Source organism: Bosea sp. 685 (assembly GCF_031884435.1).
In the GTDB taxonomy this organism is placed as follows: Bacteria; Pseudomonadota; Alphaproteobacteria; order Rhizobiales; family Beijerinckiaceae; genus Allobosea.
Genome location: NZ_CP134779.1, coordinates 5,739,390 through 5,760,693, shown reverse-complemented (window position 1 = coordinate 5,760,693; position 21,304 = coordinate 5,739,390). Strand labels below are relative to the sequence as shown.

19 protein-coding genes and 1 pseudogene are annotated in these 21,304 nt (G+C 66.1%); 2 read left to right on the top strand and 18 right to left on the bottom strand.

The genetic code is table 11. The features are described from left to right. Positions 1–11: 11 nt before the first annotated feature. The 5 genes from RMR04_RS28105 to RMR04_RS28085 form a co-directional block, all read right to left on the bottom strand. Positions 12–1,070, bottom strand: a complete 1,059-nt coding sequence (locus RMR04_RS28105; protein ID WP_311911809.1) for an extracellular solute-binding protein — start codon at positions 1,068–1,070, stop codon at positions 12–14. Positions 1,071–1,140: 70 nt separating this feature from the next. Next, positions 1,141–1,965, bottom strand: a complete 825-nt coding sequence (locus RMR04_RS28100; RefSeq protein ID WP_069689461.1) for a creatininase family protein — start codon at positions 1,963–1,965, stop codon at positions 1,141–1,143. 47 nt (positions 1,966–2,012) lie between these two features. Beyond that, positions 2,013–2,816 carry an ABC transporter permease gene (locus RMR04_RS28095; RefSeq protein ID WP_311911808.1) on the bottom strand — a complete coding sequence of 268 codons (804 nt, stop codon included), beginning with the start codon at positions 2,814–2,816 and terminating at the stop codon, positions 2,013–2,015. After that, positions 2,813–3,769: an ABC transporter permease gene (locus RMR04_RS28090; RefSeq protein WP_311911807.1), complete on the bottom strand. Its 957-nt coding sequence runs from the start codon at positions 3,767–3,769 to the stop codon at positions 2,813–2,815. The genes RMR04_RS28095 and RMR04_RS28090 overlap by 4 nt, the downstream gene beginning before the upstream one ends. Then, complete coding sequence (locus RMR04_RS28085) at positions 3,766–5,298, bottom strand: ABC transporter substrate-binding protein (protein WP_311911806.1); 1,533 nt, start codon at positions 5,296–5,298, stop codon at positions 3,766–3,768. The genes RMR04_RS28090 and RMR04_RS28085 overlap by 4 nt, the downstream gene beginning before the upstream one ends. 263 nt (positions 5,299–5,561) lie before the next feature. Here RMR04_RS28085 and RMR04_RS28080 point away from each other — a divergent pair, with 263 nt between their 5' ends. Next, positions 5,562–6,242, top strand: coding sequence for a GntR family transcriptional regulator (locus RMR04_RS28080; RefSeq protein WP_311911805.1), 681 nt, complete (start codon positions 5,562–5,564; stop codon positions 6,240–6,242). A gap of 41 nt (positions 6,243–6,283) precedes the next feature. Here the strand turns inward: RMR04_RS28080 and RMR04_RS32175 are convergent, their stop codons facing one another. The 13 genes and pseudogenes from RMR04_RS32175 to RMR04_RS28025 all read right to left on the bottom strand — a co-directional run bounded on the left by RMR04_RS32175 (position 6,284) and on the right by RMR04_RS28025 (position 19,385). Continuing rightward, positions 6,284–7,315, bottom strand: a complete 1,032-nt coding sequence (locus tag RMR04_RS32175) for an Ldh family oxidoreductase (protein ID WP_410492297.1) — start codon at positions 7,313–7,315, stop codon at positions 6,284–6,286. After that, positions 7,312–7,659: a hydantoinase B/oxoprolinase family protein gene (locus RMR04_RS32170; RefSeq protein ID WP_410492296.1), complete on the bottom strand. Its 348-nt coding sequence runs from the start codon at positions 7,657–7,659 to the stop codon at positions 7,312–7,314. Before RMR04_RS32170 ends, RMR04_RS32175 begins: the two co-directional genes overlap by 4 nt. 97 nt (positions 7,660–7,756) lie before the next feature. Continuing rightward, positions 7,757–8,935 (bottom strand): annotated as a pseudogene (locus RMR04_RS32165) (hydantoinase B/oxoprolinase family protein); the annotation flags it as partial. An 89-nt stretch (positions 8,936–9,024) separates the two neighbouring features. Beyond that, positions 9,025–11,073, bottom strand: coding sequence for a hydantoinase/oxoprolinase family protein (locus RMR04_RS28070; RefSeq protein WP_311911803.1), 2,049 nt, complete (start codon positions 11,071–11,073; stop codon positions 9,025–9,027). Positions 11,074–11,350: 277 nt separating this feature from the next. Continuing rightward, positions 11,351–12,145: an ABC transporter permease gene (locus RMR04_RS28065; RefSeq protein ID WP_311911802.1), complete on the bottom strand. Its 795-nt coding sequence runs from the start codon at positions 12,143–12,145 to the stop codon at positions 11,351–11,353. A gap of 12 nt (positions 12,146–12,157) precedes the next feature. Next, complete coding sequence (locus RMR04_RS28060) at positions 12,158–13,042, bottom strand: ABC transporter permease (protein WP_311911801.1); 885 nt, start codon at positions 13,040–13,042, stop codon at positions 12,158–12,160. Next, entirely contained in the window at positions 13,039–14,136 is a 1,098-nt protein-coding gene (locus tag RMR04_RS28055; RefSeq protein WP_311911800.1) for an ABC transporter ATP-binding protein, read from the bottom strand. Before RMR04_RS28055 ends, RMR04_RS28060 begins: the two co-directional genes overlap by 4 nt. A 39-nt stretch (positions 14,137–14,175) precedes the next feature. Further along, positions 14,176–15,222 (bottom strand): ABC transporter substrate-binding protein, encoded by a 1,047-nt coding sequence (locus RMR04_RS28050; RefSeq protein ID WP_311911799.1) that lies wholly within the window; start codon positions 15,220–15,222, stop codon positions 14,176–14,178. Positions 15,223–15,297: 75 nt separating this feature from the next. Next, on the bottom strand, positions 15,298–15,966 hold the full coding sequence (locus tag RMR04_RS28045) for an RraA family protein (RefSeq protein ID WP_311911798.1): 669 nt from the start codon (positions 15,964–15,966) through the stop codon (positions 15,298–15,300). A gap of 14 nt (positions 15,967–15,980) precedes the next feature. Further along, a complete protein-coding gene (locus tag RMR04_RS28040; RefSeq protein WP_311911797.1) occupies positions 15,981–16,787 on the bottom strand; it encodes a carbon-nitrogen hydrolase family protein in 807 nt (268 codons plus the stop codon). Positions 16,788–16,991: 204 nt separating this feature from the next. Continuing rightward, on the bottom strand, positions 16,992–17,888 hold the full coding sequence (locus RMR04_RS28035) for a LysR family transcriptional regulator (RefSeq protein ID WP_311911796.1): 897 nt from the start codon (positions 17,886–17,888) through the stop codon (positions 16,992–16,994). A 94-nt stretch (positions 17,889–17,982) separates the two neighbouring features. Beyond that, positions 17,983–18,681, bottom strand: coding sequence for a flavin reductase family protein (locus RMR04_RS28030; protein WP_311911795.1), 699 nt, complete (start codon positions 18,679–18,681; stop codon positions 17,983–17,985). Beyond that, positions 18,678–19,385, bottom strand: coding sequence for a GntR family transcriptional regulator (locus tag RMR04_RS28025; protein WP_311911794.1), 708 nt, complete (start codon positions 19,383–19,385; stop codon positions 18,678–18,680). Before RMR04_RS28025 ends, RMR04_RS28030 begins: the two co-directional genes overlap by 4 nt. Before the next feature lie 255 nt (positions 19,386–19,640). On the opposite strand from RMR04_RS28025, the gene RMR04_RS28020 reads away from it, so the two are divergent. Next, a complete protein-coding gene (locus RMR04_RS28020; RefSeq protein WP_311911793.1) occupies positions 19,641–21,227 on the top strand; it encodes an ABC transporter substrate-binding protein in 1,587 nt (528 codons plus the stop codon). Positions 21,228–21,304: the final 77 nt, after the last annotated feature.

Here is a 21,304-nt window from a genome sequence, read left to right as displayed (position 1 = left end):
GGTGGTTCTGCTCACCGTGCCGCCGCGATCACCTCGCGCCGCCAGCGGTTGTTCCACTGGTCGCGCACCTTGAGGACGTCGTTCCAGTCGAGCCCGATCATGCGGGCGCGGCTGTCCGGCGCGGCGGCGGTGCGGGCGATGGCCTTGGGGTCGATCGCGGCCTGGGCGTTGGTCGGCGCGTAGAACATGCGCTCGGTGAAGGCCTTCTGCGCGGCTTGCGACAGGGCGTAGTTGACGAAAGCTGCCGCGGCCGCACGGTTCTTCGAGCCGGCGGTCAGGTTGATCGTATTGATCTGGAAGACCGAGCCCTCCGGCGGCAGCAAGGCGCCGATCTTGCCGCCGGTCTGGTCGGCATAGAGCTGCGAGCGCGCATTCCAGCCGGTGGCGACCTTCACCACGCCGTTGAGGATCAGCGAGTAGCCATCGGGATTGGGCTCGAAAGTGTTAACGGAAGGCGCGAGTTCGCGCAGCTTCCTGATCGCGCCATCGATCGATTTGCGATAGTCGCCGCCGGTCATCTTTTCGACCATCGCGGTCAGCGCCAGGCCCTGGATATTGGGCGGGGCGGAGATCGCGAGCTGGCCCTTGAGGTCGGGCCGCCAGAGATCGGCGAGCGTCGCGAGCGGCGGCTTGAGGTTCTGGGTGTCGTAGACCAGCACGAGATGGTCGAAGGTGACGGCCGGGCCATATTCGCCGCCGGCCGCCCGCGCCTCGGGCAGGAGCTCGTTCAGCACCGGGAATTCCGCTGACGTCAGCTTCTCAAACAGGCCCTCGCTATTGCCGATGCTCGAGGTCGTTACGTCCATGATCGCGACGTCGATCTGCGGGTCGGCCTTCTGGGCGCGCACGCTGCCGACCATCTGGGCCGAGGTGCCGCCGGGCGCGAAGTTCACCTTGATGCCGGGAAAGGCCTGCTGGAACGGCTCGATCACGGTCTTGGTGTAGTTGTCCTGGAAGATGCCGCTATAGGACATCAGCGTGATCGAGCCGCTGAGACCCTGCGCCCGGACGATCGCGGGGGCGGCGATGCTGGCAAGGCCGGCCTGGATGACGAGACGCCGTGTCGGCATGGAGACACCTCCTGCAGGATTGTTGGCCGGCGGCGCCGATGCGCCGCCGATCCTCATCGGAAACGGAAGCTCAGGCTTCGATCTTGCTGGCGAAATGCGCGATGAAGCGGGCGCAGATCTCGGTCAGCTTCTCGGTCAGGGCAGCGCCGGTCTCGGCCGAGCACAGCTTGGGATCGCCCTTGGCGACGCCGAGATTGTAGACCTCGTCATATTCGTTGGGCATGGCGACTTCCGCGCCCTCGAAGCTTGCGGTGCCCAACCCGGTGAAGGGCAGGTCGAGGATGGGGTCGCGCTTCAACGGCTTGCCCTCCGGGATCAGGTCCTTGCGGATCAATTCGGGGAAGAGATGCAGGCCGATCGAGGTCAGCGGGTCGGCGCCATGGCCGGAGACGGCGGCGGCCTTCTCGGCGCCGACGATCGAGGGCAGCAGGCCGTAGCCTATGCGCCAGAGATAGAGGCTCGGCAGCACGATCTGCTCGCGCAGATAGAGCTCGCGCGCGACCTCGCCGATCGGCCCGACATTGCCGCCATGGCCGTTGATCACGATGATGCGGGTCAAGCCATTGCGATGCAGGCTGTCGACCATCTCGGCGATGACGGTGGTCAGCGTCGCCTGCGAGATCGCGATGCCGCCGGTCATCGAGCCGAACCAGTCGGCGCCGCCGAAGGGCAGGACGGGGGCGACGAGCGTGCGCGTGCCGGCCTTGGTGGCGCGGATGGCGGCGAGCTCGGCGATCTTCTCGGCCAGCAGATAATCGCCCATCGGCGCATGCGGGCCCTGATCCTCATGGCTGCCCATCGGCAGCAGGATCACGGGATTCGTCTTCAGGATCTCGCGGGCTTCTCCGCCGGAGATCGTGCCCATATGGACGAGCGGATCGGTCTTTGCAGCCATGGGTCAGGTTCCTGTGTCGAGGCTGGTGGTAAAGAGATCGCGGCGGGTCAACGTCCCGACGTGCGTGGATCGACGGCGTCGCGCAGCGCGTCGCAGAGCAGGTTCATGGCGAGGATCGTCAGCGTCAGCGCGGCGCAGGGCCAGACCAGGAGCAGCGGTGCCTGCTCCATGGTGGCGCGCGCCCCCCGGATCATCAGCCCCCAGGACGGAGCCGGTGGCACGACGCCGAGACCGAGGAAGGACAGGCCGCTCTCGAGCACCACGGCGGCGGCGACGGCCAGCGACAACTGCACCAGGATCGGGCCGGCGATGTTGGGCAGCACCGTACGCAGCAGGATGTACCATGTGCGCCCGCCCAATGCGCGCGTCGCCTCGACATAGTCGCGCCCACGCACCGAGAGCACCTCGGAATAGGTCACGCGCGCGAAGCCCGGCAGATACAGGACGGAGAGAACGAGGATCAGCGTCGCCGCGCCCGGTCCGAGCAAGGTCACCACGAGCAGGGCCAGCAGCACCGGCGGGAAGCACAGGATGATGTCCATGCTGCGCACCGACAGGAAGGCTGCGGTGCCGCGCGACCAGCCGCCGATCAGGCCGAGCACGACGCCGATCAAGCCCGCCGTCAGAGCCGAAGCGAAGGCGACGCCGAGGCTTGTCCGCGCCCCCCAGATCAGGCGGGAGAGCACGTCGCGGCCAAACTCATCGCGGCCGAGCCAGGAGGTCGCGGTCGGCCCGGCCAGTCGCCGGGCGATGTCCTGCCGCACGGGGTCGGGCAGGCCGAGCACGGGCGCGGCGATAGCGATGAGGAGGATCAGCGCGACGAAGGCGCCGGGGAACCAGAGCCGCTTCATGGTGCGCTGACCCGGGGATCGAGAACGGCGTGGATCAGTTCCACGATCAGGTTGATCAGCAAAAACAGCACCGAGATCGTCAGGACGATGCCGACCACCATCGGGTAGTCGCGCGCTTCGACCGCGCGCAGCAGCGGCGTCGAGAGGCCTGGCCAGTTGAAGACGTATTCGACCAGAACGGTGCCTCCCAGCAGCGTGCCCATCTGCAGGCCGAGCACGGTGATGACCGGGTTCAGCGCGTTGCGCAGCACATGGACGAAGAGCACGCGTCCGGGCGCAAGGCCCTTGGCGCGTGCGGTGCGGACATAGTCATTGGCCAGCGCGTCGAGCATCGAGGCCCGCGTCATCCTGAACAGAACGGCCGCCAGCCCCTTGCCGATGGCGATCGCCGGCAGGGTCAGGAGCTTGAAATGCAGGACGGGATCCTGCGTCAGGGGTGTGAAGCCGCCGGCGGGCATCAATCGCAGGGTCTGCGCGAACAGCAGCACGAGCAGCGTGCCGACCACGAAGACCGGTATCGCCAGCAGCAGGGCGGTGACGCCAGACGCGATCCGGTCGAACCGGCCGCCGCGATGCAGCGCCGCATAGACGCCGGCCGGCACGCCGATCGCGATCGCAAGCAGCGTTCCCGCGAAGATCAGCTCCAGCGTGCGCGGCAGCCTGAGCGCGATCTCGCTCAGCACCGGATAATCGTCGACGAGCGAATTGCCGAGATCGGCCCTGAGCAAGCCGGCGAGAAAGCTGCCATATTGCACCAGGATGGGCTGGTTGAGCCCAAGCTTCTCGCGCAGTTCCGCGACGGTCGCCGGGTCGGGCGAGGTGCCGCCGGTCGAGAGCAGGAGCTCGGCGGGGTCCCCCGGCACCATGTGCAGCGCCATGAAGACGATCGTCGCGACGATCCAGGCCAGGACCAGCGCGATCAGGATGCGGTGTGCGAACCAGATAGCGCTCATCCGAAGAAGGTCTCTTCGAGCATGCCGCCGGACGACGTGGTCAGCGCGCCGGGCAGGTTGGTGAAGCCCTTGACGCCCTTGTCCATGCCATAGCCCTGTTCGCGCCAGGCAAGACCGACGAGCGGTACCTCCTCCAATGCCGCGCGCTGCATCTCCTTGTAGATCTCGACGCGCTTGGCCTGGTCGAATTCGCCGCGGCCCTTCGCCAGGGCGGCGACGGTGCGCGGTGCGTCGACCTTGCAGGAGCGGCCATGGGTCGGCGAGAGCGAGGTGTCGAGCACCACGGTCAGCCCGTCCGGATCGTTGTTGTCGGCGGAGACGCCGTGGATTGCCATGTCGTACTGGCCGCGCGAGCCTCTGGAGACACGGGTCGACCAGTCTGGCAGTTGCAGCTCGCATTGGATGCCGACCGCCGCCAGATGCTGCTGCACGACCTCGGCGGTATCCTTGTGCATGCCGAACTGCGCGGTCGAGAGCAGCGTCGTCTGGAAGCCGTTGGCATAGCCCGCTTCGGTCAATAGCGCCTTGGCCCTGGCGGGGTCGTAGTTCCAACCATGTGCCAGCTCCTTGTCGTACCAGGGCGTGCCCTCGACGATCGGCAGGCCTTCGAGCGGCTTGCCGCGGCCGAAGAAGGCGACCTTGACGATATCCTCGCGCTTGATCGCGTGGGCGACGGCGCGGCGCACGCGCGCATCGTTGAAGGGCGGCTTCGTACCGTTGAAGAGCACGTCCATGAACGGCCCTTCGACGGTGTCGAGCTTGAGGCGCTGGTCGGCCTCGACGGCGGCCATGGACTGCCACGGCACATATTCGATCATGTCGACATCGCCGGATTGCAGCGCGGCGTTGCGCAGGTTCTCGTCGGCATAGACGACGAACTTGATGCCCTTCAGCTTGGGGAAGCCGGGCTTGTAGAACTTGTCGAAGGCCACGAGGCTGAGCGAGCTGCCGCGCTCCTGGCCGGAGAGCCGGAAGGGGCCGGCGCCGATCGGCTCATTTGCCGTCGAGTTCCGCCAGATGATGAAGGTGTTGTAGTTGGCAAACCAGGTCGGCAGCGTCGCCTGGGGTTCCTTGGTGATGATGCGGATACTGCGCGGGTCGGGGATCTCGACCCGCTCGATGCCCTGGAACTGGGAGCGCATATAGGCGGTTGATTTCTCGCCGGCGATCTGCTCGATCGACCACTTCACGTCCTCGGCGGTGACCGGCTCGCCATTATGGAACAGGCAGCCCTGGCGCAGCTTGAAGACCCAGGCGCCATTCCCGTCGATCGCCCAGGATTCCGCCAGCTCGCCGCGCAATTCGCCCTTGCTGTCATAGGTGACCAGGCTGCGGTGCGTCAGCATCTTGACCGTGCCGGCCGATGCGCCGGTCGAGACCCAGGGCTGGAGGTTCGGCGGAAAGGCCGAGAGGCCGAAGCGGAGAATGCCGTTGGCGCGCTGCGCCGCCGCAGGCCGGGAGAGCAGAGGCGATGCCAGCAGCGGGGCTGCGAGGCCTGCTCCAAGGACGGTGCGGCGGGAGATCGTCATGCGCTGATCCTTTGCTTCGGGCCGCATTCGGCGCCGGTTTTAGGCGTCGCTGCGCTGAGCAAGAAAAGCGCCATCATGGTGCGGTGCGCCCGGCGATCCGAGCTTGCGCATCCTGCGCCAGCTCAGGCTGCGCGCAAGCCTCTATTCGGTCTTTCCGCTCGTCGTGCAATTTCATGATGCCTCATGTATACGTGGCGGATGTTTTGATGTCTACGACCCCGCTCGCTATGAAATGCGGTCGCATGCTGCAAACGGATGGAAACATGAAGCCGCGCCAGGCGCAGCCATCGGTCGCAAAGCCCGCCCGGGAGCGGGTCTATCTCTATGTCCGGGAAGAGATCCTGCGCGGGCATTTCCTCGGCGGCTCCTTCATCGAGGAGGAACAGATTTCGTCCGCGATGAAGGTGTCGCGCACGCCCGTCCGCGAGGCGTTCCACCGGCTGGAGGCCGAGCGCTTCATCGACCTGCTGCCGCGCCGGGGCGCGCTCGTCCGGCAGGTGACGGCGCAGGAGCTTGTCGACCTCTACGAGACCAGGCGCATGATCGAAGGCTATGCCGTCGCGCGGATCTGCCAGCAGAAAATTCCGATCCCAGTCGAGATGGCGACGATCCTCGACCAGATGGAGGAGTTCGCCGGCGGAGATCATTTTCCGCGCGTCGAGCTCAACCGGCGTTTCCATTTCACCATGGTCGGCGCGCTCGGCAACGAGGTGTTGTCCGAGCTCTATCAGTCGCTCGGCTCGCGGCAGCAGCGTGTCGCGATGACGGCGATGAGCGTCGATCCCAACCGGGTCGATCGCATCCGGATCGAGCATCGCGCCTTGCTCACAGCCTTGCAGGCGGGCGACGAGGCGCAGGCGCGCGCGGTGCTGGAGCAGCATCTGCGCCCGATTGTCGGTGTCGTCTCGCGGCTGCCGGGTTATGGGCCGGGCGAGGGCGACTAAGATGCGCTGCAGCGTCGGGGCATGAGATGGCCGGGGCATTTTCATGCCGCTCCCGCATAAGCCTCGATTGTCTCGAACAGCTTGCGTGAGATCGTGACGCCATCGCGCGCGGTGCGCTGGCGTGCGCCATTGCGCCTCTCGCCGGGGAGCCGCGCGCCCTCCTGCCCGGTGATTGCGCCGAAGAGGCGCTCCAGCCGATCCGATGCGTCGACCTCCGTCAGCGCCCCGAAATCGATCGCGATGAAGCATTGGCCCGTGCGGGGCGAGCCGCCGAGATTGTCGGCGAAGGAGGAGGCGTCGATCGAGAGATTGGCACCGGTCAGCCAGGCGGCGAAGATCTCGACGATGAGGGCAAGCCCCGCGCCCTTATAGCCGCCTGCCGGCACCATGGTGCCGCCCGCCAGCGCCGCCTTCGGATCGGTCGTCGGGTTGCCGTCCCTGTCGAGCGCCCAGCCGAGCGGGATCGGCTCATTGCGCTGCTGATGGACGACGATCTCGCTCTTGGCGACGACGCTCGAGGATTGGTCGAGCACGAGCGGCTCGCGGCCGGCGCGGGGCACGGCGATGGCGATCGGGTTGGTGCCGAAGACCGGTCTGGTGCCGCCCATCGGTGCGATCGAGGCTGGTGCATTGACGAAGCCGAGCGCCAGCAGGCCCTCCCTGGCGATGCGCTCGACATGGTAGCCGACGACGCCGCAATTATAGGAATTGGTCACCGCCAGCGCGGCGATGCCCTGGGCTTTGGCCGCCTCGCACAGCGCCGGCAGGCCGAAATCGATTGCCGGATGGGCAAAGCCGCCCTTGGCGTCGACGCGCACCAGACCGGGCTTGGGGCTGTCGAGCACCGGCCGCGCCCGGCCGTCGATCTTGCCGACCCTGGCATGCTCGCAATAGGTCGGCAGCCGGGCGAGGCCGTGGCTATGGATGCCCTCGGCCTCGGCTGCGACCACGGAGGCAGTGATCGCAGCTTCGTTGCGCGGGTCGACGCCGCAGCCGAGCAAAGCCCGTCGCGTCAGCGTCTCGACCTGCGCAAGGCTGAGCGGAACGCCGTCCGCTGGCTGATGAGCGCTCATGCTGCGGCTCCCTTCTCTGTCTCGGCGCCGTAGAGCGAGGCCGCCTGTTGCGGGCTGACCATGCCGTCGGCGAGATCCTTGGCGAGGCGCTGCGAGTCGCGCTTCCGCGGGTCGCCGAAGCCGCCGCCGCCGGAGGTCTCGATGGTGACGATGTCGCCGGCCGCCAGCGGAATGCCGGAGACTTTCGAGCGCAGAGAGAGCTGCGTGCCATCGGCGTGGGTCACCGTGGTGCGGCTGAGCGAGCCGGGCTCGCCGCCCTGGATGCCATAGGGGGCATGCCGGAAGCGCTCGAAATTGGTCGAGAGCGAGCCTTCTGCCGCATCGAGCCGCCATTCGCGTACCAGGCCCAGGCCCCCGCGGAACTGGCCGGCGCCGCCCGAGATCTGGGATCAGCCCGTATTTCGTGAAGGTCACCGGGTATTTCGCCTCGACCATCTCGATCGGCGCATTGGTGTTGTTGTGCAGGCCGCAGGAGAGGGCGCTGGCGCCGTCGCCCCTGGCATGGCCGCCCCAGCCGCCGACCTCGATGTCGAAATAGACCTGGCGCTTGCCGGTCGGGTTGGTCGTCTGCAGCGCGTAGACATAGGAGATCGCATAATAGGCTGCCGGGATGCGCTCGGGCACGATCTGCGCCAGCGCGCCGAATACGGCCGTTGCGATGCGGTGGTTGACGACCATGCGGCCCGCGACCGGCGCGGGGAAGGCGGCATTGACGACGCTGCCTTCGGGCAGCGTCACCGTTACGGCGCGGTAGCAGCCGGAATTGGCCGGGATGTCGCCGCCGAGCGCCGCGAGCAGCGCGTAATACACCGCCGAGCAGGTCATCGCCGGCGTGTTGTTGACGGGGCCGCGCACCTGGCGGCTGGAGCCGGCGAAATCGAGCCCGATCGTCTCGCCCGTCTTGGTGATCTTGACCTGGAGCCGGATCGGTTCGTCCGACTGGCCGTCATCATCGACCAGTTCGACGAAGGAGGCCTCGCCATCCGGCAAAGCCTTTAGCGCGGCCCGCATCATCCGCTCCGAGCCGTCGAGGATCGCCGCCATTGCCGCGGCGAGAGGGGCTGAGCCGTATTTCTTCGCCATGCGCGCGACCGCGCGCTCGCCGATGCCGAGCGCCGCGATCTGGGCGTTGAGGTCGCCGCGGGTCTCGTCGGGCTGGCGGACATTGTGCAGCAGCATCTCGAAGACGCCGCTGTTCAGCACGCCCTTGTCGACGAGCCTGAGCGGCGGGATGCGGATGCCTTCATGAAAGACCTCGGTGGCGCCCGCATAATAGCTGCCGGCTGCGCCGCCGCCGACATCGACATGGTGGCAGAGGGTGCCGACGATGGCGACGCGCCTGCCATCGACGAAGACCGGGCGGAAGGTCTGGATATCGGGCAGGTGCTGACCGCCGGAATAGGGGTCGTTGGTGACGATGACGTCGCCGTCGTTCCAGTGTTCGAGTGGGATGAAGCGGTCGAGGATCGTGCGCAGGCAGTCCGACATCGAGTTGAGATGGACCGGAATCCGCGCGGATTGGGCGATGTTGTTTCCTTCAGCATCGAAGACGGCGGTGGAGAAATCGAGAATCTCGCGCACCACGGTCGAGCGGCTGGTGCGCCAGATCGTGATGCTCATCTCCTCGGACGCCGCGACGAGCGCGTTGCGGATCACTTCGAGGCGGATCGGGTCGATGCCGTGCAGAAGATCGCTCATGATGTCGGACCTCAATGGCTGGCGCTGCGGTCGGCGACGAGCGCGCCCGACGCATGGGTGAGGATCGTCCAGCCGGCTGGCAGATAGACCGAGGTATAGGGTTCCTCGACGATGGCGGGGCCGGCGAGGGGATGGCTGCTGCTGATCGCATCGCGATCCCAGACCGGCGTGGCGACCGCGCCATGGCGACCATGGACGGGCCGGCTGCGGGTCGAGGCCTCTGCTTGATGAAGGCCGCCGCGCGCAGGCACGGGTTTCGCCAGCCCGCCGACCGCCTTCAGCCTGAGCGCCACGATCTCGACCGCGACCTGTGGTTCGTCATAGGAGAAGCGCTGGCGATGGAGATCATGGAATGCTGCGGTCGCCTTGGCGATGCCAACGGCCGAGAAATCCGCCCCGTCCAAAGCCACGCGCAGATCGAAGGCCTGGCCGGCATAGCGCAGGTCGACGGCCCATTCGAAGCGCTGCGCTTCAGGAGCGACGCCGTCCTCGGCCAGCAAAGCCTGCGCCTCGACGATGAGGCGTTCCGCCTTGTCGCTGAGCGACGGTGCGAGCTCGGAAAAGAGTCCGATCTGCGTGGCGCTGAGATCATGGGCGATGTCGGACCAGAGGATGCCCCAGGCCGAGAGCGTCGAGGCGTGAGCCGGGAAGATCACGCGACTGATGCCGAGCTCTTCGGCAACCTCGCAGGCATGCACCCCGCCGGCGCCCCCAAATGAGAGCAGCGCGAAGTCCTCCGGGTCCATGCCCTTCTCGAAGAGCGAGAGCCGTGTCGCCGTCGCGAGCGCTGAATTGGCGACATCGATGACGCCGGCCGCGACCTGATCAATCGAGAGATCGAGCTTGCAGGCGATCTCTTGCGCCGCCTTGCGCGCGGCCTCGCGGTCGAGCGGCATCGCTCCGCCCATGAAGCTCGCCCCGTCGAGGCGGCCGAGCAACAGATTGGCGTCGGTCACGGTCAGGCGGGTGCCACCTTTGCCGTAGCAGGCCGGGCCGGGGTCCGCGCCGGCCGAGTGCGGGCCGATGCGCAGGCGATTGCCGTCATCGACCCAGGCGATCGAGCCGCCGCCGGCGCCGATGGTGCGCATCTCGATCATCGGCAGCCGCACCGGCAGGCCATCGACCTCGCCTTCATTGACCATCGAGATCTGGCCGTCATGGACGACAGAGACGTCGAAGGAGGTGCCGCCCATGTCGACGGCGACGAGATTGGGTTCGCAGAGCTCGACCGAGAGCCGCCTGGCCGCGGCCGCCCCGCCGCTCGGGCCCGAGAGCAGCAATCGCGCCGGCTCGCGCCCGGCTTTGGCAAGGCCCGAGACGCCGCCATTCGACTGCACGAGATAGACCTGGGCCTCGGGGATCTCATCCCTAAGCCGTCCGGCGAGCCGGTTGGTGTAACGCTGCACGATCGGCACCAGCATGGCGTTGAGCGCCGTCGTCGACATGCGCTCATATTCGCGGATTTCCGGCGAGATGTCGCAGGCGAGCGTGATCGCAATATTCGGCAGCATCTCGGCCAGGATCGCGCCGATGCGACGCTCATGTGCGGGATTGGCGTAGCCGTGCAGCAGGCAAACCGCGACCGACTTCACATCGGCCCTGGCAAGCTCGGTCGCGATCCGGCGCACGCCGTCCTCGTCGAGCGGCACGGTGATCCGGCCCTCGGCGTTGACGCGCTCGGTCACGCCAAAACAGAATCGGCGCGCGACCAGCGGCTCGGGCTGGGCAAGCGTGATTGCATAGACATCGGTGCGGCCATGCCGGCCGATCTGCATGACGTCCTCGAAGCCTGCCGTGGTGACGATGGCGCCCAATGGCAGCTTGCGTTCGAGCACGGCATTGGTCGCGATCGTCGTGCCGTGCAGCAGGTATTGCACCGCCTGCATCGGAAAGCCGAAGCGCTCGGAGGCCTCGCGGATGCCGGTCAACAGGCCGATCGAGGGATCGGCCGGCGTGCTCGGCGTCTTGATCTGATGGATCGCGCCGGAGCTTGCATCGAGGATCTCGATGTCGGTGAAGGTGCCGCCGATGTCGACGGCGATGCGGATATCTTGCTGCATGAGGCAAAGCTCCGGTGCTCCCGCTCGCCAGGGCGAGCGGGTCATGTCTTGCTAAGAACGGTGTTCGGTTCGGCTGCTAGAGCCTGCTTTTTATGCTCGGAAACACGCCGTCATCCTGGCCGTAGCCCTCGGGTCCGATCTTCGATCGGCCCAAGGATAAACTCCGCGGAGCGCCGGGATCCATCGGAGAGCTCAGCACCCTCCGATGGATCCCGGATCTGCGTCGCTGCGCGACTTGTCCAGGATGACGGCATGTGTCCGAGCGACATCATCAGCATCACTTCACGAAGGTCTTGGCGAGGCCGGACGTCCGGTCGACCACGAGCACGACGAGCAAGGTGAGGATGACGAGCAGGACCGAGAGCGATGCGACCAGCGGGTCGGCCTGCTGCTCGACATGGTGATACATCGCCACCGGCAGCGTCGAGATGCGCGGGCCGGTCATGAACAGTGACAGCACGACCTCGTCGAAGGAGACCAGGAAGCACAGCGCCGTCGTGCCGATCAGCCCCGACTTCATCATCGGCAGGGTGATGCGGCGGAACACGGTGAAGGGCGAGGCGCCAAGCGTCGCCGCCGCTTCCTCGATTGGGATCGGCAGGGTCGCGAGTGCGGTCGCCAGCACCCGGATCGCATAAGGCAATGTCACCACGAGATGCGCGGCGACCAGCCCCTGGAAGGTCGCGAGTAGGCCATAGCGTGAGAAAACGATCAGGATGGCGAGGCCGAGCACGATCGTCGGCAGCAGCAGCGGTGCCGTGAACAGGGCGCTCATCGCTTCCGAGCCGCGGGGCTTGAGCCGCACCAGCGCATAGGCAGCTGGCAGGCCGATCAGCAGGCTTAAAGTCGTCACCACGAAGGCCAGCAGCAGGCTCGTCCAGAAGGCCGAGGTCATCTTCCCGTCGGCGAAGATCGCCGGATACCATTTCAGGCTCCAGCTCGAGGGCGGGAACATCATGTAGCTGTCGCCGGAAAAGGAGATCGGCACGACGACGACCAACGGCGCCAGCAGGAACACGAACATCGTGAGCGCCATGAGCTTCAGCGCGAGCGAGACGGGACGTTCATCCATGATCAGCCTCCCTCACATGATCGCGCGCAGCGCGCGGGTATAGAGCACGAGCGCGCCGCCGAAGATGACGAGCACCAGGATCGAGAGCGTGGCAGCCAGCGGCCAGTTCAGCGTCACGATCGCCTGATCGTAGATCTCGGTGGCGAGCAGGAAGACGCGGCCGCCGCTAAGCAGCTTCGGCGTGATGAAGGAGGAGACCGCGAGCACGAAGCAGAGCAGGCAGCCGAGCGCGATGCCCGGCAGCGTCAACGGCAGGATAATGCGGCGGAAGATCGTGAAGGGCGGCGCACCCAAGGTGGAGGCGGCTTCCTCGACACGCGGATCGAGCCGGCCGAAGCCGGCGAGCAGCGCCAGGATCATATAGGGCATCAGGATCTCGGTGAGGCCGATGACGACGCCGGTCTTGTTGAACATCAATCGCAGCGGCGCGATGCCGAAGGCGGAGAGCGCGTTGTTGACGAGCCCGCTCTCGGAGAGGATCGCGATCCAGCCATAGGTGCGCACCACCGCCGAGGTCAGCAATGGCGAGATCACCAGCACGAGCAGGATGGTCCGCCAGGTGCCGCTGGAGCGGTGCAGATAAAGCGCGATCGGGTAGGAGCAGACCAAGGTCAGCAGCGTGATGCCGAGGCTGACCGTGATGCTGTTCACGATCAATTCGGCGTAGAACGTGTCCTTGAAGACGGTGAGCCAGGTCGCGAGCGTGTAGACCTCGCGCATCGCGCCGGTCGGCTCGACCTCGTAGAACGACATCCGCGCCAGATTCAGCACCGGCACGAGGAAGCCGAGCGCATTGACCAGCGCGATCGGCGCGAGCAGCAGGACGACCAGCGCAAGGCCGCTCCTGCGCGCTTCCGAGACCGGCGCGGGGGCCGTGATGGCGGCAGCCGCGCTCACGCCGCTGCTCCGTAGACGAAGACGTCCTGCCGGCGCCAGGACAGGGTCACGGCGGCGCCCGGTTGCAGCACGGTCTCGCCGCCGCGTGTCGCCAGCTCGACCGAGACGATCTGCCCGGCGACGTCGACATCATATTGCAGGATGTCGCCGGCGAAGATGGTGCGCGCGACGACGCCGGAAACGCGGTGGTCGCCCGCCGTCACATCCGCGCCCGCCGCCGATAGCGCGACGCGGTGCGGGCGGACCATGATCTCGACGGGGCCGGAAAGGCCCGCTTGCGCGGCGAATGTTTCGCCGGCGAATTCGGCCGCGCCGTCGCGGGCCGTTGCCTTCAGCCGGTTGCTGCGGCCGACGAAGCCGGCGACGAAGGCGGTCTTCGGGCTCTCGTAGAGATCGACCGGCGTGCCGACCTGTTCGAGCCTGCCCTGGTTCATGACCACGACCTTATCGCACATGGTCAAGGCCTCGACCTGATCATGCGTCACGAAGATCGCGGTGATGCCGAGCCGCTTCTGGATGTCGCGAATTTCGTTGCGCATCTCGTCGCGCAATTTGGCGTCGAGATTGGAGAGCGGCTCGTCGAGCAGCAGGATCGAGGGGCGCACGACGAGCGCGCGCGCCAGCGCCACGCGCTGCTGCTGGCCGCCCGAAAGCTGGCTCGGCCGGTGCTCCTCCTTGCCGGAGAGATGCACGAGCGCGATCGCCTCCTTCACGCGCCGGGCGATCTCGTCCTTGCCGATCTTGCGCATCTCCAGCCCGAAGGCGACGTTCCTGGCCACGCTCATATGCGGAAACAGCGCGTAGCTCTGGAAGACGAGGCCCATGTCGCGGCGATGCGTCGGGACCTCGGTCAGGTCCTGCCCGCCGACGACGATGCGGCCCGATGTCGCCGGCACCAGGCCGGCGATCATCCTGAGCGAGGTCGTCTTGCCGCAGCCGGAGGGGCCGAGGAAGGCGACGAGCTCGCCCCTGGGAACCTCGAGATCGAGATTGTCGACCGCCGCAAAGCCGCCATAGCTCTTGGTCAGCCCCTTGAGCGAGAGGAAGCCCTCGCCGGCTTGGCCGGCGGCCGGAGCGGTGATGCGGTCGGTCATGATCGTGCAAGCCCTTATCGTACAAGCCCTTCGGTTCGATCAGCGGCTCAGCGGGATGACCTTGCGGCGCCACTGGTCCATGATCGGCTCGCGGACCTTGGCGAGAGCGATCCAGTCGACCGGGATGACCTTGTCCATCGACTTGACGGCGGTGCGGGCGATCGCCGCATCCGAGATCAGCGCCTTGGCGTTGGTCGGAGCATAGAACATGCTCTCGGTGAAGGCCTTCTGCGCCTCGGGGCTCAGTGCGTAGTCGATGAACTTGGCGGTGGCGTCCTTGCCCGGCCCGCCGGCGACATGGTTGATCGTGTTGATCTGGAAGACGCTGCCTTCCTGCGGCAGCACGGCCTTGAGCTTGCCATTGGAGCTGTCGGCATTGACCTGGGCGCGCGCGTTCCAGCCGGCTCCGATAATCGCCTGCCCGGAGATGATGACCGGATAGACCTCCGGCTTGGGCTCCCAGGTCTGGACGTTGGGCGCGATCTCGCCCATCGCCGCGATGCCCTTGTCGACGCTGCGGAGATGGTTGTAGCCGCCGCGCGCCTTCTCCAGGATCAGGACGAGCGAGAGGCCCTGGATGTCGGGCATGCCGGGGATCGCGACCTTACCGGCGTATTTCTTGTCGGCGAGGTCCATCCAGCTCGTGGGGGCCTCTTTCACGACGTCGGAGTTGTAAAGCATCACCAGGTTGTCGAAGGTCACCGCGACGCCGTCGACATCGGCGATACGTGCGGCCGAGAACAGGTCGGCGACGTTGGGGCTGGTCTTCTCGTCGATTTTGACCAGCAGTTGCTCGTCGGTCGCGGCCTTCGAGACCGAGACGTCCATGATCACGACGTCGGCCTGCGGCGCGGCCTTCTGGGCGCGCAGATTGCCCAGCATCTGGGCCGAGTTCGGCATCGGGAAATATTCGATCTTGATGCCGGGATTGGCCTTCATGAACGGCTCGACCACCGCCTTGGTGTAGCGCTCCTGGAACAGGCCGGAATAGGCCATCAGCGTCACGGTCTGCTGGGCCATGGCGGAATGGGACGAAAGCCCCGCCGCGATGGCGGCGGCGATGGCGAGTTTGGTCGAAATCTGCATGCGAAATCCCCTCTTATGTGATGCGCGGGCGGTTATCCGCCCGTCGTCAGGCTGTTCAGTCGGTTCGTCCGGTCCTCAGGCCTTGGCGAGCTTGCCCTCCACCATGGCGGTCGCGCCGGAGATGTCGGACAGTTTCTCGCCCTTGCGCAGGCGCTCAAGCAGCACGAGTTCCTGCTGCTGCATCTCGATCGCGCGGCGGGCATAGGCTTCCGCGGTCGCGGCCTTGAGCACGACGACGCCGCTTTCGTCGCAGAGCACGGCATCGCCGGGCTCGATCGTCTGGCCGCCGACGCTGACCGGCACGTTGATTGCCCCCTCGGTGCCGAGGATCTTGGTGGTGATCGGCGAGGGGCCGCGGCACCACATCGGCATGTCGGTCTTGACGATCTCGGAGAAGTCGGTCGCCGGGCCGTCGATCACGCCCGCCGTCACGCCTGCGAGTTTCATGGAATGGGTTACGACGCCGCCCCAGCAGGCATGCTTGGTGTCGCCGCAGCGGTCGATGACGACGACATCGCCCGGCCGCACCATCTTGGTCAGGTAGTGCAGGGCAGTCGAGTCCGCATGCGGGATGCGGATGGTGACGGCGGTGCCGGCGACGCGCTTGGTCGGCAGGACCGCGCGGATTTCACGATCGACGAAACCGGAATGCAGGACATGGCCGATGGTCGCGACTTCGCATTGCTCGAGCAGGGCGATGAGGTCGGCGGAGATCTGCGCCGGCATGGGATTGACGATGAACATGATGGGCTTTCCGCTCAGGCGACGACGTGGTGGTTGGCGACCGGCACGGCCGCGCGGACCTTGGCCGTGTAATCGAAATCGAGCCTTGCACTGGTCGTGCCGACGCCGTCGGAGGCCTGCGCTGCGATATGGCCCCAGGGATTGATCACCATGGAATGGCCGTAGCAGGCGTTCTTGCCCTGGGCGTGCGTGCCGGTCTGGCCGGTCGCCAGGAACCAGGTTTGCGTCTCGCAGGCGCGCGCCCTCGCCAGCAGCTCCCAATGGTCCTTGCCGGTCATCAGCGTGAAGGCGGCGGGCAGGACGATGATGTCGGCACCGGCGTCGCGCAGTTTGCGGAAGAGCTCGGGGAAGCGGATGTCGTAGCAGATGGCGCAGCCGACGGTGGTGTCCTCGACCTTGTAGGTGACGATGTCCTTGCCGCGCGAAACCATGTTGGATTCGCGGTAGCTGACGCCGCCCGGCGCATCGACGTCGAACAGATGGATCTTGCGGTAATGCGCGATCTGCTTTCCGTCCGGCCCGAACACGATCGTGGCGTTGAAATAGTCGTCGCCGTCGCGCTCGCAGACGCTGCCGGCGTGCAGCGTGATGCCGTGCTTCTCGGCCAGGCCTGACATCAGGCGGTAGCTCTCACCATTGGGGAAGGTCTCGGCGCTGTTGCGCATCGCCTCCGGGCTGCCGTCGAGGAAGGCGTAATATTCCGGCAGGACGACGAGGTCCGGGTTCTCCTCGGCGACGACCTTCTCGATCAGCGCCTTGGCCATTTTGAGGTTCGCGGATTTGTCATCCTGCGAGTTCATCTGGACGAGCGAGACTTTCACCGGCGTTCTCCCTGCAAAGGCCTTGAGCGTGACGCGTGACGAAGCCCGATTGCCGGGCGACGTCATGCTCCGTTGCGGCCGTCTCGCAGCAGACCAAACCTGGCTAAGCGCGGCAAACGCGAAATTCTTGTTCGTCTCGACAAGAATTGCTTATGAGACCGGCATGGTCAGCCCCTGCCGCATTTGCGGGCAGGGGCGGCGTGGTCAGGCGGGTGGTTGCGTGGCCGCGATCTCGACCGCCATGTCCGCGATCAGCGCCGGCAGGGCGTTGCCGGGATTGTCGGCGAAGACCGCATGGAAATGCAGCGGCGGCAGCTTGGCGTCGACATCGAGCACATGCAGTTCGCCATTGTCGAGGAACTCCTGCACCACGACCTGCGGCAGCACGGCAACGCCGACGCCGTCCCGGATCAAGCGTGTGATCGTGGCGAGCGAGTTGGAGTTGAAAACGCGCACCGCCCCCGCATCGAGTCCCGCGAGCTCGATCGCGCGCAGCACGGATTGATGCGGCTGCGAGCCCTTGGAATAGGCGAAGATCGGGTAGTCGGCGAAATCGGCAATGGCGAGCCGGCCTGGTTTCAGGGCAAGGCGCGGCGAGCCGATCCAGAGGCAATCGAAGACGCAGAGTTCGATATTGCGGACATGGGGCGCCACCACGGGGCCCATGATCAGGCCGAGATCGATCTGCCCGTCCTGGATCTGGCGAGCGAGGTTGAGGCTGGTGTCGACGTTCAGATCGATCGTGACATTGGGATAAGCAATCTTCACCCGTTCGATCAGCCGCGGCAGCCAGGCATAGACGATCGAGTCGATCGCCCCGATCATGACCGCGCCGCGCATCTGCCCGGTATCGGCGATCAGCCGCTCCAATTCACCGACCATGCGCACGATCGCTTCGGCCTGGGGCAAGGCGCGCTGGCCGTGCGAGGTCAGGCTGACAGTGCGCAGATCGCGCTCGAACAGGCGCACGCCGAGCTCGCGCTCCAGGGTAGCGATCCGGTTCGAGACGGCGGCCTGGGTGGTGCAAAGCTTGTCGGCCGCGACCGAAAAATTCCGCAATCGCGCGACCCAGACGAAGGTTTCGAGAAATTTGAGGTTCAAATCGGAGCCGCTTCGCGTGATGGCGCGGCGCGAGCCTGCGCCGCCCGCCCTGACTTAGCCCCGTTTACCCCTCGCCGTGAAGGACCAGTTGGCTCTAGCGCCGCCGGTTCGCTGCTGCCGGGTCGGCCTGCCAGGTCGCGGTCGACATGGTCGGCAGGTCGAAATAGTCGCGCGTCGTCGCATAGCCATGGCCGCCCATGCGGCCCACGGCGTCGAGCGCGGCGGGATCGACATAGAGCCTCTCGGCATCGATCGTATCCGCGCGGAAATGCGCATAGACCACCTCGCCCAGGATGATCTCGCGCGAACTGCCGATGCCGAGCGTGGTGTGGTGGCGGCATTCGAAGGCCGCCGGCGCTTGGCCGATCCAGGGGCAGGGCACCTTGACGCCGGGCATGGCGGTGAGGCCGGCCTGAGCCAGCTCGTCGATGCCGGGCTCGAAGGGCACGGCGCAGATATTCATGCCCTCGACCAGAGCATCGGAGACGATGTTGACGGTGAAGGCGAGCGTCTCGCGGACATTGCGGCCGGTGTCCTTCTGCCCGCCGGTCGGCCGGTACTCGACGCCGAGCGCCAGGATCGCCGGATCGGCCGAGAGGCAGTTGAAGAACGAGAACGGCGCGGCGTTGACGACGCCCAGTGCATCGACTGTCGTCACCAGCGCGATCGGGCGCGGCACGACCGCGCCGATCAGCAGCTTGTAGCGCTCGCGCGGCGAAAGCTTCGCGAAATCGAAGGTGACGACCGGCGGGGCAGCCGCGATGGGCTTGGGCTCTGTCGACAGGTCGGTCACGGCGGGGTCAGTCCTTCGCTGAGGGCATAGGGGGCGAGCAGGTCGCGGATGTCGCGCTCGGCGCGCGGCGTCAGCAGAGCCCGCGTCACCACGGCCTGGAGATGATGGTCCATGAGATGGGCGGCGCGCGCGCCATCACCCGCCCGCAAGGCCTCGATCAACTGGCGGTGTTCCGAGACCGCGCATTCCGAGGAATGCGGCCGGCCATAGATCGCCAGGATCAGCGAGCAACGCGAGGAGACCTCCTGGACATAGCGCAGCAGCAGGGCGTTGCCGGTCATCTCCGCGAGCTTGATGTGGAACTCGCCGGCAAGCCGGATCGATTCCGGTCCATCCTGGCCATGCGCCTTGTCCTCTTGCCGGACATGGTCCTCGAGTTCGGCGGCCTGCGCGGCGGTGAGCCGTCCGGCGAGATTCTCGGCGACGAGGCGCTCGAGCCCCCGACGCACATCGAAGACGTCGCGCGCCTCTTCCAGCGTCGGATAGGCCACAGAGGCGCCGCGATTGGGCTTGAGCTCGACCAGGCCTTCGACGGCCAATCGGCCGAAGGCCTCGCGCACCAGGGTGCGGCTCACACCGAGCTGCTCGCCGATCGAATCCTCCGGCAGCTTCATGCCGGGCTTCAGCGCCTGTTCGATGATGGCGCGCCGGAGCGCTCTGTATACCGATTGCGCGCGCAATCCGGGTTGGCGGGAATCGGTCATCGTCGCCCGTTTCTGTCCTGGTTCAGCCCTCTGAGGCTCACTCCATGTCACGGGATTCGGCTCCGCTCCAGTTTTTCGCTTGTCTTCAATAATCGCATACAATACGATATCACAATCGTATGCAAGATTGATTATTAATCGCACACGAACTGCCGCAAAAAATGTCAGCATGGCTGATAATGCGGCATCGACGAGGGTGGCGGGCCGGGCGAGCGCCAAAGACGCGCAGCGGGCTCATCGAAAGGGAGAGTTTCGATGAAGAGAGCTTGGATGCTGGCGGCCATTGCCGCCTTCGCGCTGACCGGCGCGGTCATCCCCATTTCAGCGGCTTCGGCGAAGACGCTGAAATGGGGCGCGGCGCGCGAGATCGCCTCGCTCGACCCCTATTCCTATGGCGACACCTTCACGCTTTCGGTGCTGAACCATGTCTATGAGGGGCTGGTGCGCTACACCGGCGATCTCAAGATCGAGCCGGCGTTGGCGGAGTCCTGGGAGACGGTCTCGCCGACGGTCTGGCGCTTCAAGCTCCGTCAGGGCGTAAAATTCCACAACGGCAACCCGTTCACGGCTGACGACGTCGTGGCCTCGCTGGAGCGCGTCACTAACGACGCCTCGCCGCTCAAGGGCAATCTGCCGGCCTATAAATCCTCGAAAAAGATCGACGACTACACCGTCGAGATCGAGGTCAACGGCCCTTATCCGCTGCTGCTCAACGACCTCACCAACATCTTCATCTTCAACAAGGCCTGGCTCGTCGCCAACAATTCGCTGCTGCCGACCGATTCCGGTAAGGGCGTGAAGGGCTACGCCACCGACAACGCCAACGGCACCGGCCCCTTCATCGTCGAGAGCCGCCGCGTCGACGCCAAGACCGTCTACGTCAAGAACCCGAACTGGTGGGACAAGCCCCAGCACAACATCGACACGATCGAGTTCCTGCCGATCGCCTCGGCCTCGACCCGTGTCGCGGCGCTGCTCTCGGGTGAGATCGACTTCACCAATGTTGCTCCGCTGCAGGATCTGCCGCGCCTATCGGCCTCGCCCGAGGTCAAGGTGCTGCAGACCAATGAACTGCGCACCGTGATCTTCGCGCTGAATCTCAAGGACACGCTGTTCGAGAGCGATGTGAAGGATAAAAACCCGCTCAAGGATATCCGCGTCCGCGAGGCGCTCTACCGCGCCATCGACATCGACGCCGTCCAGAAGCGTGCCATGCGCGGCCTGTCGCGGAACACCGGCGCCCTGATCGCTCCGGCCATTCCCGGCTACGAGCCCTCGCAGGATGTGCGCCTGCCCTTCGACCTCGACGGCGCCAAGAAGCTGCTGGCGGCGGCAGGCTATCCCAACGGCTTCTCCTTCCAGATGAACTGCCAGAGCGACGGTCTCGTCAATGAGGAGGAGTTCTGCCAGGCGGTCGCCTCGATGTGGTCGCGCGCCGGCTTGCGGCCCAATCTGAGCCTCGGCCCGCGCAGCCAGCAGACGCCCAAGCGCGTCAAGGGCGAGTTCGACGTGATCTCCTTCGGCTGGGCCAACGAGCCGATGATCGACGCCTATTCGATCCTGATCCAGGTGATGCGCTCGAAGAGCGGTTCGGGTGGCGTGTTCAACTGGGGTAATTGGGGCGATCCGCGCATCGATGCCTTGATCGACAAGGCCGGCGTCGAACTCGACAACGGCAAGCGCATCCCGATGATGATGGAGGCGCTGAAGATCGCCAAGGCCGAGCACCTCTTCATCCCGCTGCACCAGCAGCCGATGGCCTGGGCGATGCGCAGCACCGTGGCCGCGACCGTGCAGGCGTCCGACAACAAGCCGAGGCTGTGGCTGACGACGATGAAGTGAGGACGCTGTCATTCCGGGGCGCAGCGCAACTGCGAGCCTGAGGATGTCTCGACACGTCATGGTCGGGCTTGACCCGA

Bases quoted from the DNA above. Each gene is read 5' to 3' on its own strand.
- RMR04_RS28085 (WP_311911806.1), bottom strand. From the start codon at position 5,298: ATGACGATCTCCCGCCGCACCGTCCTTGGAGCAGGCCTCGCAGCCCCG.
- RMR04_RS32175 (WP_410492297.1), bottom strand. From the start codon at position 7,315: ATGAGCGCTCATCAGCCAGCGGACGGCGTTCCGCTCAGCCTTGCGCAG.
- RMR04_RS28100 (WP_069689461.1), bottom strand. From the start codon at position 1,965: ATGGCTGCAAAGACCGATCCGCTCGTCCATATGGGCACGATCTCCGGC.
- RMR04_RS28045 (WP_311911798.1), bottom strand. From the start codon at position 15,966: ATGTTCATCGTCAATCCCATGCCGGCGCAGATCTCCGCCGACCTCATC.
- RMR04_RS28105 (WP_311911809.1), bottom strand. From the start codon at position 1,070: ATGCCGACACGGCGTCTCGTCATCCAGGCCGGCCTTGCCAGCATCGCC.
- RMR04_RS28095 (WP_311911808.1), bottom strand. From the start codon at position 2,816: ATGAAGCGGCTCTGGTTCCCCGGCGCCTTCGTCGCGCTGATCCTCCTC.
- RMR04_RS28080 (WP_311911805.1), top strand. From the start codon at position 5,562: ATGAAGCCGCGCCAGGCGCAGCCATCGGTCGCAAAGCCCGCCCGGGAG.
- RMR04_RS28065 (WP_311911802.1), bottom strand. From the start codon at position 12,145: ATGGATGAACGTCCCGTCTCGCTCGCGCTGAAGCTCATGGCGCTCACG.
- RMR04_RS28025 (WP_311911794.1), bottom strand. From the start codon at position 19,385: ATGACCGATTCCCGCCAACCCGGATTGCGCGCGCAATCGGTATACAGA.
- RMR04_RS28090 (WP_311911807.1), bottom strand. From the start codon at position 3,769: ATGAGCGCTATCTGGTTCGCACACCGCATCCTGATCGCGCTGGTCCTG.
- RMR04_RS28070 (WP_311911803.1), bottom strand. From the start codon at position 11,073: ATGCAGCAAGATATCCGCATCGCCGTCGACATCGGCGGCACCTTCACC.
- RMR04_RS28020 (WP_311911793.1), top strand. From the start codon at position 19,641: ATGAAGAGAGCTTGGATGCTGGCGGCCATTGCCGCCTTCGCGCTGACC.
- RMR04_RS28050 (WP_311911799.1), bottom strand. From the start codon at position 15,222: ATGCAGATTTCGACCAAACTCGCCATCGCCGCCGCCATCGCGGCGGGG.
- RMR04_RS28055 (WP_311911800.1), bottom strand. From the start codon at position 14,136: ATGACCGACCGCATCACCGCTCCGGCCGCCGGCCAAGCCGGCGAGGGC.